Genomic DNA, 13,931 nt, shown 5'->3' on the forward strand with positions numbered 1-13,931 from the left:
AATCAGCTCTTTTTAGTATTTTCAATATAGTTATCGACCCGTCTTTCAAGTATAGGCAAAGTAACTGTTCCCTGTCCTAAAATAACTTCATGAAATTTACGAATATCAAAATCGGGACCCAATGCCTTCTCGGCTTTTTTTCTTAACTCCCTGATCTTTAATTCACCCATCTTATAAGACAATGCCTGGCCCGGCCATGCAATATATCTATCTGTTTCGGTATTAATTTCATGTAGGGACAAAGCCGTGTTATTTTTCATAAAATCCAACACTTGTTGTTTTGTCCATCCTTTTGCATGAATACCGGTATCCACGACCAATCTGGCCGCTCGCCACATCTCGTAGGTCAATTTACCGAACTTTTCATAAGGCGTTTTGTACATGCCCATTTCATCACCCAAAAATTCGGTGTACAATGCCCAGCCTTCACCGAACGCCGACAAATACATATTTCTTCTGAACCTAGGAATATCATCGGACATTTCTTGGTTTAGGCTCATTTGTAGGTGATGGCCAGGTACGGCTTCATGCAGGGTCAGCGACGGCAACACGTACAAGGGTCTACTTTCTAGCTTATAGGTGTTCACCAAATAATAACCGGGTTCTGTAGCACTCCGGGAACCGGAATACCTGCCACCTGTATATTTTGGGGCAAGCGCATCGGGAACCTTCTTTACACCATAAGGTTTTCTGGGCAAGGTTAAAAAATAAGCGGGCAATTTCGCGTCTATTTGCTTGGCGATATTTCTAGCTTCCTTTAAAAGGTCTTCTCCCTCTGTTACATAAAATTGAGAGTCGGTCCTTAAAAACTCCAGAAAATCAACAAACTCTCCTTTAAACCCAACGGAGGCTATAATCTCTTGCATCTCTTTTTTGATCCGGGCTACTTCATTTAATCCTATTTCATGAATATCATCTGCCGTATACGAGTTGGTCGTAGTAAAATAATCTATTCTGTTCTGATATGCCTCTTTACCGCCCGGTGTATCGGAAATACCCAAAGAGCTTCTTGTTTTTGGCAAATATTCCGTCTCAAAAAAAGTTTTGATCTTTTTAAAAGTAGGCACTACCGATTTTTCAATAGCCACCTTTGCCGCCTCAAGAATAGAGTCTTTCTGTGTAATGGTAAGTGTATTGGGTAAATTTTCAAATGGTCCGTAAAATTGATTTTCTTCTACCCTATCGGTAATATGTTGGTTATAGGTAGACTCGTAACCATCGAAAATAACCTTGGGTTGAGATACCCCTTTTTGCAAAGAACTTCTTAAAACAACAAAATGTTCATCTGCAAAACGGGGTATATCGTTAAGAAGGTCAAGGTACCTTTTAGCATCCTTATAACTTCTTATAGGTCTTATACGGTAATTGAGGTTTAAATGAAATCCCTGGTCGGCCTGTATCGGATTTAAATATAGCCCATGCGTATACCTGTCCACTCTGTTTTTAAGAGTAAAACGAAGCAGTTCTAAAGATATACCATCCGTTTCGTCAAGGTCATTTACCGAAATTTCTTCTAGCTCCCTCAGCTTCTTTTCAGCAAATGCAGCATCTTTCCGATAAATTTCAGGTAGATACCTACCCAACGGGTATTTATTTGAATCGTACAATTCAAATTCTTCTACCTGTTCAATAATCCCATTTAAAAGTGCTGCACTGTTTTTACCGTCTTGCGCGGACATGTGTACCGTTATAGGCAACAGCCATAGCAAGACAAGAAGCTTTTTAATTATCATAATTTATCTATTCAGGTTTTTTATTACGCCATCACTTCGGTTAAATCAAGATACGCTGGCAAAACCGGTCTTGATGCTACACCTTCTTTGATTATTTTCAACACTCTTTCTCGTTCCGCTCCCTGCAATGGCAACCTTGGTGCACGTACGGTTTCCGTTCCTATTCCCGTAGCGACTTCGGCCAACTTAATATTTTGTACCAACTGAGGGTTTATATCAAGTTCTAGCAACGGCAAGAACCATCTGTAAATATCCAATGCCTCTTTGATCCTGCCTGCTTTGGCAAGTTTATAGATTGCAACGGTCTCGGCAGGAAAAGCGCATACAAGGCCTGCTACCCAACCATCCGCACCCATTAGGATACTCTCTAGACCTAAGGTATCTACCCCGGTCAAGACCTTAAGACGATCACCGAACCTATTTCTTATTCTTGTAACATTGGAAATATCCCTAGTGCTCTCTTTTACCGCCTGTATGTTCTCTTCTTTGATCAAGGTCTCGAACATATCCAACGTAACCTCAATACCGTAATCTACGGGGTTATTATAGATCATGATCGGTAATTTGGTGCTTCGGGCGATTTCTTGAAAATACGTTACCGTTTCGTAATCATTTGCCTTATACCTCATCGGGGGCAATACCATTAAACCATTTGCGCCATTTGCCTCGGCCGCCTGTGCCACTTTAATGGCATCTTGGGTGGTCTGCTCCGCTATGTTCAATATTACGGGTATTTTACCCTCTACGATCTCTAAAGTCTTTTTAAGTAGTGTTTCTTTTTCCTCAGCGGTAAGGGTACTTGCCTCTCCCAAAGTTCCCCCCAGAATAATTCCATTTACCCCTGCTGAAACTTGGGCCTCAATATTAACCTGAAACATTTCTAAATCTAATTTACCTTCTTTGGTAAATTTTGTAGTAACCGCAGGCATAACCCCGCTCCATGAAACTGCCATATTTTATATATTTTGTTTTGATAAAATTATACAGAAGATAGAATACCTTGGTAATGATATTTTATCATTTACCTATACTATATTGCCCTCTAAGGCACCCTAAACGGCAATTATCCATTATTATAAGCTAAAGAGAGTGTAACCACGGAAGGTTACACCAAGCCCCACTAACCCCACAGCACCTATAAATTATGCTCAATGCAAGATTCTTAAAACCTTTATAAGCTATGCCAACATATAGATCTCTATAAAATCACATGACATTTGCATCTTCAGTGAACATATGCTAAATATGCCAAATTCTTCCAAATGTTTCGCAAATGGCCTAAAAATTGAATGATTTGTATTAATTTTCCCTTTTAATCCGCATTAAAGAATACTTTAAAATGAAAAATATCCTCTCTGTCATTGTTCTAATATTTATGAGTACGACCTGTTTTGCACAAAAAGTGAACACCAAAATATTAGAAGAGTTTTCTGAACTTAAAGTGTACGACCGTATAACCGTATCCCTTAAAAAAAGTAATGAAAACAAGCTTGTAATTACAGGGGACGATAAAGATGAGGTAAGTATTTCCAATAAGAACGGACTCCTTAAAATTAGAATGGAATTCGACAATTTTATGGACGGTGACGAAGCACATGCCACCTTATATTACAATGGCGACTTAACCCTTTTAGATGTAAACGAAAATGCCAAAATAATTTCCGATGAAACCTTTAAAGCGGATAAAGTGGATATAAGGGGCCAAGAAGGAGGGGTCATTAACTTGACAGTTGACCTGGACGAGGTTTTCGTAAAGGCCGTATCTGGTAGTGAAATTACCCTTACAGGATCAAGCAAAAAACAAGAAATATCATTAAATACCGGCGGCAAGGCCTATAACAAAGACCTAGACACCTTAGATACCATGGTAACGGTGATGGCAGGCGGAAGAGCGGATGTAAAGGCTTCCGAAGAGGTAAACGCAAAGGTAAAAGCAGGAGGCTCCATTTATATATACGGTAATCCGAAGAGCATTAAACGCGATAAGGTATTTGGTGGAAAAATCAAGGAAATGGATTAGCTACTGTCCTATTTCCCGAGCTTCAAAAGAAATCAGTTCATTGTTCAGAAAGCTCGAAACAACCTCTATAGGATTACAACATACTTCGCAATCCTCTACATAGCTTTGTTGGGGTACCGATGGATCCATGAGCATAGAGATATCTTCCCAACAGTAAGGACATTGAAAAAAATGCTCATACATAAAACGGTGTCTATTTAGTGTGTCCCTAATTTTTTGACAAGTTCTTCCAAGGTCATTCTTTGGATAAGGTTGTCGGCATTTGAAGTAAATATTGTTCTATCCTTAAGTTTTAACCCCAAATTATCATCTTGCGTTTCCAATAACAACTCAGAGGCACTGGCCTTCATTTCCTCCAATTTTACATCAAATCGTTTCTTTAAGGTAATCACCCCTTCTAGGTTAGACAACTCAAAGCCCCAATAATCGAACAAACGCCCAATACCACTAAAAAAACGTATTGCAATAAATATTAGCGAGGCCATTGCAAGTTTCATAGCCAAGGTAAATACATCTAGCTCATCTCCATTCATAAAAGTGAACACCAGGTCTATGATTCCGTTAATTCCGATAAAGAACACCACCAAACCCAAAATCACTGCAAATACATCGGTCAATACCGCATTCGTAGTTCTTGTTACCACAACGCCCTCACCGTCAGATGCCGCCTTAAAACCAAAATCTTTAAGGTATTCTAAGTTCTTGATTTTTTCGAGCTTTTCAGATATGGCCTTTTCCAATCCGGATACATCGGCTTGCGACAGGTTTCTTTTTTCTATTTCATTTTTTAAGATTAACTGCGATTCAAAAGTTAGCATAGAATACTGCTGCAACAACTCTAAAAGCTCTTTATCCGTTTTACTACTGTACATATCCATTACTTTTAAGTTGACCTCTAGGTTATAATTCAACATTTAACAACTGGCCCGTAAGTTGTAGCAACTGTAGCTCGGCCAATTTAGCATCGTATTTCGCTAAATTCTTATTTGTTTGGGCATTTAATAAATTGATCTGCGCCTGCCTAAACTCTATTGAGGTTATTCTACCCAATTCGAACTGTTCTTTCGACCTTTCAAAGTTGTTCTGATTGGTAATTACATTTTGCTCTTGAATTCTGTATATCTTCAACATGTTCTCATAAATGGCCATAGCATTCTGCATATCCCTATTTACCTCGAGTTCCACCTGTTTTTTTAACAATTCTTGATTTTCATAAGCAATTTTAGCATTTTTTACCCGTACCGTGGTACTACCACCATCGAACAAATTCCATGTTAAGCTGGCACCCAATGCCAGGTTATAGTTAGTACGGTTGGTACCTGGAAATATTTGTCCCGGAATAAAAGAGGATGGCGCACTCTGGTTTAGGTTCCACCCATAAGAGCCACTTAGACCAATAGTTGGCAAATACCCTGATTTGCTGACCTTGATATCGTACTCGTTTATCTGAAGGTTCTTTTCGGTCTGTAAAATTGCCACATTATTGGACATGGCTTTCTCCATATATTCTACCAGTTTTATTCTTGGAATGAAATTTATCAGTGTATCTACCAAAAATTTTTCATTAAGATCTTGGTTCAATATTACATTCAGGTCTCTTTTGGCATTTGCCAATTGCTGCTCTATATTCAATAAATTGATGCTATCATTGGTAACATCTACCTGTGCATTTAAAATATCCAACTTCGTATTCTGTCCGTATTCAAAAGAATACTCTGCCCTGGTAATTCGCTGTTTCGATATTTCCAAAGCTTTCTCTTGTACATTTTTATTCTCCGTTAGGCGGGCAACTTCAAAGTAAACACTAAACATCTGAAGCATCGTATTCTCTATCGTCTCTCTGGCCTGCAGCTCACTCAAACGATATTGCTCCTTCAATTTTTTGTAATTGTACAGTCTTCCCAAACCATCGAACAGTGTATAGTTTAACTGCAAAGTAGAGCTATATGTTTGTGATTCCGCATCATCTATAACAATATCTGCCCTGGGTTCCCCACTGTCTTCGAACTGACCTGGATATTCTGTAGTACTGTCCAAATTATTATAATTTGCCCCGGCCGTACCGGTAAGTGTTGGCAAATACCCCGAATTTAAAATACCAGCATTGTTTTCTGCTATGTCTACCTGGTTTTTGGCTATTTCTATTCCAAAATTACTCTCTAAGGCCTTAGCGACCGCTTCCTCTTTTGAAAGCACGTTTTCTTGGGCAACGACTAGAGCGGAAAACGATAAAAGGAAACAGGTTAATCTAAACTTTACCATTATATTTTTTCTTCTAATTCTTTATAATTCATCACTGTCTGTGGCTGTACCATTATGTTAGTGGTGTTTTTCCCCTTCTAAATGAGCCGATTCCTTTTTCTCTATAATGGCACGTTCCACTTCTTCTTTGGTTATCTTATGCCCTGATGCCAACATTCTGTTTTTCGATTTTAGTTTATTGCTAAAAGATAAAAACAAAGGCAACATTAGTAATGTAAGTACGGTTGCAATTGCGATACCATAGGCAATAGAAATTGCCATTGGTTTTAAGAATTGTGCCTGCCTACTGGTTTCTGCCATTAGGGGCGCCAAACCGGCTATGGTAGTAATAGAAGTCAGAAAAATTGCCCTGAACCTAGATTTTCCGGCTTCAAGAATAGCACTATCAAAGGTCATACCCTCCCTAAGATTGGTATTGAACTTGCCTATAAGAACCAGACCATCGTTCACCATAATACCTATCAAAGCTATTATACCCAAAAGGGAAATTACATTTATAGGAAAATCATGTATCCAATGCCCCCAAGCTACGGCCGTAAAACTAAATGGCACCAAAAGCAGCAACATTAACGGTTGGCTAAAGCTTCTAAAGGTAAATGCTATGGTAATGTATATAAGCATTAAAATAGATAGCCCCACCAATTTTAAAGATCCTGTTAATTTATCAAGTTCCCTATTCTGTCCTTCGTAAGATGGTGATACCGTTGGGTATCTAGATTGTATGTCGGGCATTATTACATTTTGAATCTCGGTCATTATTTCGGTAGGACTATCTTTCGCGTCCTTCAAATCTGCCGATACCTGAATCTCTCTACGCCCTTCCAATCTATTTATGGCCACATCACCACGTTCTATGGTATATTCCGCAATTTCTTTTAAAGGAACCCTTTCTCCTGTAGGAGTAATAATCCGCATATCGTCCAGATTGGTTATCGAAGAACGATTTTCTCGATCGTAACGCACCCAAACCCTGATCTCATCTTGCGATCTTTGAAAACGTTGCGCCTGTACCCCAAAGAAACCGGCCCTTACCTGACTCATTACCGTGCTAAGGTCCAAGCCCAACAAATAGGCATTTTCTTTAAGCTGAAGTCTTATTTCTTTAATACCGGCAGGGTCGTTATCGGAAATATCCTTTAATCTGCTATTGTTTTTCAATACAGATTTAAGTTCTTCCTTGGCCGCCTTAAGTTCTTCTATATTATTTCCCAATAGCGATACGGAGACCGGGGACCCACCAAAATTACCTCCAGATCCATAGATCAGACTTTCTACCCCAACTACAGGCCCTACCAACTCTTCCAATCTACTGGTAATCATATCCGCAACGATCTCATTGGGCCTTTCCTCACCGGGCAACAGGTTAATCGAAAGTTTTGCCGTAGAAGAACCAGGACCTATACGTCTGATCATATTTTCAAAAAGCACCTTATCGGTACCTTTTAAATACTTCTCTGTAAGCTCCTGATTTACTATTTCTGCCTTTTCTTCTATGAATGTAATAATGGAATCGGTAATTTTCTCATTTGTACCGTTAGGCATTTCCAATTCTATACTTACCTGATCACTGGCTACCCTAGGAAAAAAGGCCGTTCTTATAATTCCTCCTCCAACAGAAGCGAACGTTAACACCAAGGCTACAGCAAAAAAACTAAAGGTCAGCACCTTATATTTCATAGCAAAATGCAGTGCGGGTGCATATAGTTTATCTCTCATCCAAGACATAAACTTGTCTCCCGTTTCATTGATCACCCTTAGTTTGGCAAAAGCATTTGCCAACCCTTCTTTAGGTTTATTATCCATAGGCTGCAATGCTTTTGAATGCGCCAAGTGGGCTGGAAGAATTATCAGGGCCTCTACGAGCGAAACTACCAATGTTAAAATAACGATTACAGAAACCTCACCAAAGAACTCCCCGATCCTACTATCTAGAAAAAGGAATATAGAAAAAGCAAGAAGGGTCGTTATAATGGCCGATATTATCGGGGGCAATACTTCCATAGTACCATCTACGGCTGCCTGCACGGGAGATTTCCCTTTCTCATAATGCTGATAAATATTTTCAGCGATCACAATACCGTCATCTACCAAAATACCGATAACGATAATCATTCCGAACAAAGAGAGCACATTGATGGTCACATTAAAAAAGCCGGCAAATACAAACATCCCCAAAAATGCCACTGGCAGACCAAAAGCAACCCAAAATGCCAATCTTGTGTTTAAGAACAGGGAAAGAAATACCAAAACCAAGATCATACCCATGATGGCATTCTCTGTCAGCAATTGCGTTCTTTGAACCAATGTCTTTGATTGGTCAGAAACGATATCCAACTTAACGTTGTTATGTTTTTGGTTGAATTCTTCTATATATTCCTTTACATTTTCGGCAGACTGTATCAAGTCTTCGGTATTCGTACTTGTAATCGATGTATTTACGGATAGGTTTCCATCAAAATAAGTGGCATTGGGAGTTTCCGAAAAACGATCCCTGACCACAGCCACGTCTTTTAAACGAACGGTACTACCTGAGGCATCGGCCCTTACGATCAAGTTAGAAAGTTCATCACCGTAATAAGAACGGTTGTTGGCCCTGATCAAATATTCTTCAGCATCGGTCTTAATATTACCCCCCGTAACCAAAATATTGGCATTGCCAACCGCCGCGGCCACCTCTGTAAAAGAAATTCCGTAGGCCAGTAGACTATTTTCGTTTACGGCAATTTCGATTTCCTCGTCCGGAAAACCTGAAATCTCTATTTGTGAAATACCTTCGATCGCCCTTAGGTCATTTTCAATTTCCCTACCTACGCTTTTTAAAGTTGCCAATGGTATATGATCACCGCTAATGGCAAAGGAGATGGTTTGGCGAACCGCTTCCAATTTTGACACTATCAAGGGTTCCATACCCGTAGGAAAACTAGGCACTCGGTCTACAGCATTTTTAACCTCTAAGAGCATAAAATCAATATCTCTGCCCTTTTCTATCTCTACATTAATGGTTCCGCTGTTTTCCCTTGAAGTAGAGGTAACCCTATCTACACCTTCCAAACCTTTTAGGTTGTCCTCTATTTTAAGCACTATACCTTCTTCTACCTCTAACGGAGAAGCTCCGGGATAGGTAATGGCAATCGAAATATTTTTAGAATCCGTTAAGGGAAAGAAAGATGATTTAAGCGATTTTGCACCGACTATACCAAAAAGTGCAAAAGAAATTACTACCACATTTACCGCAACATGGTACCTAATAAAATATTCTATGATCTTACGCATTATTCTTCTGAGTTATCTGGTTGGTCCTTATACACTTTAACGGCCATTCCCGTATATGCCCCTACCAAAGGTTTGGACAATATAACCTCTCCGTCGGGAACATTCTTTAGCACCACACTTTTCTCTGAAAAGTACACAGGCCTAACATCTATAAGATCTAATACAGAATCTCTTACAACAAATATCTTATTGCCCTCAAGCAACAAACTTCTATCTATCTCAATAGCATTTTCCTCTTTTCTGGCGTCTAGATCAGCCTCTAGGTACATACCTTCCTTAAGATTTTTATCTTTCACCTCAATATAGGCCTTGATCGTTTGGGAAGCTTGGTCTACCCTACCGTTGACTCTTGCAACTTTACCTTTATAAACAGTGTTGTCGTCTAAATTGGTCAATGCTACGGACTCTCCCAACTTTAACAAATCGGAATAAGATTTACTAATGGACACCTCAAGTTCGTACACATCGGGATTGATGTACTCCCCCAATTTTTGACCAGATCTTACCAACGTACCCTCTGTTACCAAGGCTTCTGTAAGTACGCCTGTGAACGGTGCCACTATGCGATACTTTGATAGACGCTGTTCTAGATTTTTTACGCTGTAGTAACTGGTCAATATTCCCCTTCCGGTGATAAAAAACCGTTCACTTTCCGAGGACATCTCTGGTAATGGAGGTACGCTTTTTGTCATATCAAAATTGTTCAGATATGCCTGCCACTTAGGATAGAAATCTGGATAATCTAAACGTAGATCCGGCATTATTGAGGTTAACTCGTTGTACAAACTACTTTTGGCAGATTGCACACTAGCAGCATATTCCTCCGCATCGATACTTATTATCGTTTCTCCTTTACGGTAGGTCTGCCCTTCTTTGAACAATTTACTCCCTTTTTTAAATACGCCTTGTACCTCGGCATATAACTCAACTCTTTGTTTGGCTGACAAATTACCGTTAGCCGTAACCACTATAGGTACATTTTGGTTCTTAACTACTTCGGTAAAGACAGTCTTTACTACCTTCTCAACCTTTGGTTTAAAAGTTTTTTTGCTATCGATAATGATTTGGGCAAGAAAGAAGGAAACTATTATTAATACAATACCTAGTCCGGTAAAGATGATTTTTCGCATTTTAGTTTTGGTTTTTAAACTTTGTTTTTGCCTAAAGTGAACAAATATATTCGAATGGTTGTTTAGGATATTTTTTTATAAAGTGAAACGTCTAATTTAATCAGTGAAACGTCTTTCATTTTACTTTAACTTTTATGTAACAGTAATTTTTTATCATGGTTTAATTTGCACACAAACGAGAAAAAAAACCGTATAAAAATAGACCAATACAACTAATTATCTACCAATTAGATACATCGAACCCACTATTATAATTTGGGCGAATCTACAAAAAAACAAGGTCTGTCAAATACGCATCCAAGGTTAAAAATATCATAAAAAAACTTGAAAATTTTAATAAAAAAAGAAAACAATACGGTAATATGCTTTATAATTTTTCACTTCACAAAAAGCCTTTAGATCCAATTACACCCACTCTTTAAAAACAAAAAAGAGGCGCCTAACAACACCTCTTTTTTCACCAAACTAACTAAAAGTGTAAACTACTACTCTTACTCTTCAATATCCTCAAATTTTGTATCGGCCATTCTAGTCTTACTAAACTTAAGATCTTTGTATTCGAAATCTCTTTTATCACCGTCAAAATCAAAAACCAAAAACTCTCTATTTTCGAACACTTCCAAATTCTTGAAAGATTCGAACTTATTATTCTGTATTTGAAATATTTCTAGATTGGCCAATTGACCAAATTCTTTTGGTATCTCGCCTTTAAAACTATTATTTGCCAAAACCAGCTCTTTAAGTTTTTTTAAGTTACCCATTTCACCCGGTATAACACCTTCCAATGCATTTTCGAACAAGCCCAATGTTTCCAATTCGGTTAACTCGCCCAAAGATTCAGGTATAGTTCCCCTAAGGGCATTACTGGATAAGTTTAATACCTTAAGTTTTTTTATTTCACCAATACTCTCAGGTATACTACCTGAAATAAAATTATTAAAAGCAGTAAGTTCCTCTAAATTGGCAAGACTACCTATATTAGAAGGTAACCCCCCCTTTATTCTGTTCATTTCCAACTTTAACACCTTAAGGTTAGGTATATAAGCTATCTCTTCAGGTAACTGCCCGGTAATAGAATTAAAAGCCAAGTTTAAGACCTTTAAATGCTCCAATTTGGAAAGGTCTGAGGGCAAAGGCCCCATTAAGTTATTTCTGAACAAGTTTATCTCTACAACCTTATCGTCTTCTACCTTTACACCATACCACTCTGAAACTGGCTGTTTTAAATTCCACTTTTTTATCCAATGTGCACCGTTGGTACTTGTATATAGGGACAAAAGTGCCTTCTTTTCCTTTTTAGAAACCTCGGCCATACCAAAACTTGATGTTAGCAGGGCAACGAATAAAAGAGTGTAAAGCTTTTTCATAACTATGTTAGTTTAAATTGCGGCTTGGTGTTTTTAAGAATTCTCCTACAAATTTGCATTAATAACGCCACAATGTCAAAATTTATCGTTGAAGTGACGTATTTTGTTGTAAAAACCTGAATAATTGTGGTGAAAATAGAGGAAAAGTATGTTTTTCTACTTTAAACCCTCAATTTCAATGGTAAGGGTCTCCCATTTTTCCATATATTTTTCTAGTTGAGATTTTTTTGCTTGGTAATCATCGAAGAAATTAGGTTTAGCAATAGTGGCATCATAATCCATCAACAAATCATGGTCTATTTCCTTTATCTCTTTCTCTAGAGACGATATCTTACTTTCTAAATTGCTCAACTGATTCTTAAGGCTTTTGAGTCTTTTTTGTTCTTCAAAAGTATTATTGGCTTTCTCTGTCGGTTTTTCTACAACTACCTCCTGTTTTTTCTCTATACTCCTAAAGTTTTCTACCTTTCTTTGCTCTAAATAGAAATCAATGTCCCCTAAATATTCCTTTATTTTATGATCCTTGAATTCATATACTTTATTGGTTAAGCCTTGTAAGAAATCCCTATCGTGTGACACCAATATCAACGTACCTTCAAAATTAAGGCAAGCTTGTTTTAAAACATTCTTCGATTTTATGTCCAAATGGTTGGTTGGCTCATCCATTACAAGCACATTGAAAGGCTGAAGCAACATCTTGGCCAAGGCCAAGCGGTTACGTTCCCCACCGGACAGAACTTTCACGTACTTTTCTACATCATCTCCCCTAAACAAGAAAGACCCCAGAATATCACGAACCTTACTCCTGTTAGATTCATTGGCCGCATCTATCATAGTGTCCAAAATGGTTTTGTCACCATCTAAATACTCGGCCTGGTTTTGGGCAAAATATCCTATTTGTACATTATGTCCCAATTTTAAATGACCCTCGTGTTCCAATTCTCCCACAATAATCTTGGCCAAAGTAGATTTTCCTTGTCCATTTTGCCCCACAAAGGCAGTTTTACTGTTTCTTTCAACCAACAGATTTATATCTTTCAGTACCTGTTTTTCTCCATAGGATTTAGAAAGGTTCTCTATCTCTACCACAACCTTACCGGGCGTTATGGAGACGGGAAATTTGAGGTTCATAACACTATTGTCGTCTTCATCTACCTCTATGCGCTCTATTTTATCCAATTTCTTGATAAGCGATTGGGCCATGGATGCCTTGGTAGATTTGGCCCTGAACTTTTCTATTAAACGCTCTGCTTGTTGAATTTCTTTTTCTTGGTTTTTCTGGGCATTTAATTGTTGTTGTCGTATCTCGTCCCTCAGAACCAAATATTGCGAGTATGGTTTGTTATAATCATAAATTCGCCCCAAAGAAATTTCTATGGTTCTATTGGTTACATTGTCCAAGAACATTTTATCGTGCGAAACGATTACTACCGCACCGGTATAATTGTTCAGAAACTGCTCAAACCAAATAATGGATTCTATATCCAAGTGGTTGGTTGGCTCATCTAACAGCAGCACGTCGTTGCTCTGCAAGAGCAATTTTGCCAATTCTATACGCATACGCCACCCCCCTGAAAAGGTTTCGGTCTTTCTATTAAAATCTTCTCTGGTAAACCCAAGGCCCTGAAGAATTTTTTCTGTTTCACCTTGATAGTTGTATCCGCCCAATATTTCGTAATGACTAGAAAGGTCGCTCAAATCAACGATCAACTGATGGTAAGATTCACTTTCATAATCTGTACGTTCTGCCAATTGTTTATTTATAGCATCTATTTTTGCCTCTAGAGTCTTTATTTCCTCAAAAGCTTGGTATGCTTCCTCTAAAACGGTTCTGCCAAGTTCAAAATCTATATCTTGGCGCAAGAAACCGATCTTTATATCCTTTTCTATAGCAATAGTACCAGAATCTATAGGCATATCCTTTGCCAATAGTTTTAGTAAGGTAGACTTACCGGCACCATTTTTACCTACAAGGCCCACCCTGTTTCCGGCATTTAACCTAAATGATATTTCCTCAAATAAATATTCGCCGCCAAAAGAGACGGAAAGATTATGAATGTTCAGCATTGTTATAATCCAAATTTAAGAACCAACGGTAAAAAATAATACGGAAACACCATTAATCCTAACTAAATTTACAGGCAAA

General features: G+C 38.3%; 10 protein-coding genes. 1 reads left to right on the forward strand and 9 read right to left on the reverse strand.

The window, feature by feature from the left end; all coding sequences use genetic code 11:
• Window positions 1-2 precede the first annotated feature (2 nt).
• Window positions 3-1,733, reverse strand: coding sequence for a DUF885 domain-containing protein (locus tag J8L85_RS00490; RefSeq protein WP_211013751.1), 1,731 nt, complete (start codon window positions 1,731-1,733; stop codon window positions 3-5).
• A 23-nt stretch (window positions 1,734-1,756) separates the two neighbouring features.
• Window positions 1,757-2,686 carry a dihydrodipicolinate synthase family protein gene (locus tag J8L85_RS00495; RefSeq protein WP_211013752.1) on the reverse strand — a complete coding sequence of 310 codons (930 nt, stop codon included), beginning with the start codon at window positions 2,684-2,686 and terminating at the stop codon, window positions 1,757-1,759.
• Window positions 2,687-3,072: 386 nt separating this feature from the next.
• On the opposite strand from J8L85_RS00495, the gene J8L85_RS00500 reads away from it, so the two are divergent.
• Complete coding sequence (locus tag J8L85_RS00500) at window positions 3,073-3,753, forward strand: head GIN domain-containing protein (protein ID WP_211013753.1); 681 nt, start codon at window positions 3,073-3,075, stop codon at window positions 3,751-3,753.
• On the opposite strand, the gene J8L85_RS00505 is transcribed toward J8L85_RS00500, so the two are convergent.
• The 7 genes from J8L85_RS00505 to J8L85_RS00535 form a co-directional block, all read right to left on the reverse strand.
• Window positions 3,754-3,936: a CPXCG motif-containing cysteine-rich protein gene (locus J8L85_RS00505; RefSeq protein WP_211013754.1), complete on the reverse strand. Its 183-nt coding sequence runs from the start codon at window positions 3,934-3,936 to the stop codon at window positions 3,754-3,756.
• 14 nt (window positions 3,937-3,950) lie between these two features.
• Window positions 3,951-4,625, reverse strand: coding sequence for a hypothetical protein (locus tag J8L85_RS00510; protein ID WP_211013755.1), 675 nt, complete (start codon window positions 4,623-4,625; stop codon window positions 3,951-3,953).
• Window positions 4,626-4,653: 28 nt separating this feature from the next.
• Window positions 4,654-6,015 carry a TolC family protein gene (locus J8L85_RS00515; RefSeq protein WP_211013756.1) on the reverse strand — a complete coding sequence of 454 codons (1,362 nt, stop codon included), beginning with the start codon at window positions 6,013-6,015 and terminating at the stop codon, window positions 4,654-4,656.
• A 57-nt stretch (window positions 6,016-6,072) separates the two neighbouring features.
• Window positions 6,073-9,288 (reverse strand): efflux RND transporter permease subunit, encoded by a 3,216-nt coding sequence (locus J8L85_RS00520; protein WP_211013757.1) that lies wholly within the window; start codon window positions 9,286-9,288, stop codon window positions 6,073-6,075.
• A complete protein-coding gene (locus tag J8L85_RS00525) occupies window positions 9,288-10,418 on the reverse strand; it encodes an HlyD family efflux transporter periplasmic adaptor subunit (protein ID WP_211013758.1) in 1,131 nt (376 codons plus the stop codon). Before J8L85_RS00525 ends, J8L85_RS00520 begins: the two co-directional genes overlap by 1 nt.
• A gap of 491 nt (window positions 10,419-10,909) precedes the next feature.
• Window positions 10,910-11,785, reverse strand: coding sequence for a hypothetical protein (locus J8L85_RS00530; RefSeq protein ID WP_211013759.1), 876 nt, complete (start codon window positions 11,783-11,785; stop codon window positions 10,910-10,912).
• Between the two features lie 156 nt (window positions 11,786-11,941).
• Window positions 11,942-13,852 (reverse strand): ABC-F family ATP-binding cassette domain-containing protein, encoded by a 1,911-nt coding sequence (locus J8L85_RS00535; protein ID WP_211013760.1) that lies wholly within the window; start codon window positions 13,850-13,852, stop codon window positions 11,942-11,944.
• Between the last annotated feature and the right edge of the window lie 79 nt (window positions 13,853-13,931).

The sequence above is a fragment of the Maribacter sp. MMG018 genome (assembly GCF_018100785.1).
GTDB lineage: Bacteria > Bacteroidota > Bacteroidia > Flavobacteriales > Flavobacteriaceae > Maribacter.

Coding starts and splice junctions, on each gene's coding strand:
- J8L85_RS00490 (WP_211013751.1), bottom strand. CDS start 1,733: ATGATAATTAAAAAGCTTCTTGTCTTGCTATGGCTGTTGCCTATAACG.
- J8L85_RS00495 (WP_211013752.1), bottom strand. CDS start 2,686: ATGGCAGTTTCATGGAGCGGGGTTATGCCTGCGGTTACTACAAAATTT.
- J8L85_RS00500 (WP_211013753.1), top strand. CDS start 3,073: ATGAAAAATATCCTCTCTGTCATTGTTCTAATATTTATGAGTACGACC.
- J8L85_RS00505 (WP_211013754.1), bottom strand. CDS start 3,936: ATGTATGAGCATTTTTTTCAATGTCCTTACTGTTGGGAAGATATCTCT.
- J8L85_RS00510 (WP_211013755.1), bottom strand. CDS start 4,625: ATGTACAGTAGTAAAACGGATAAAGAGCTTTTAGAGTTGTTGCAGCAG.
- J8L85_RS00515 (WP_211013756.1), bottom strand. CDS start 6,015: ATGGTAAAGTTTAGATTAACCTGTTTCCTTTTATCGTTTTCCGCTCTA.
- J8L85_RS00520 (WP_211013757.1), bottom strand. CDS start 9,288: ATGCGTAAGATCATAGAATATTTTATTAGGTACCATGTTGCGGTAAAT.
- J8L85_RS00525 (WP_211013758.1), bottom strand. CDS start 10,418: ATGCGAAAAATCATCTTTACCGGACTAGGTATTGTATTAATAATAGTT.
- J8L85_RS00530 (WP_211013759.1), bottom strand. CDS start 11,785: ATGAAAAAGCTTTACACTCTTTTATTCGTTGCCCTGCTAACATCAAGT.
- J8L85_RS00535 (WP_211013760.1), bottom strand. CDS start 13,852: ATGCTGAACATTCATAATCTTTCCGTCTCTTTTGGCGGCGAATATTTA.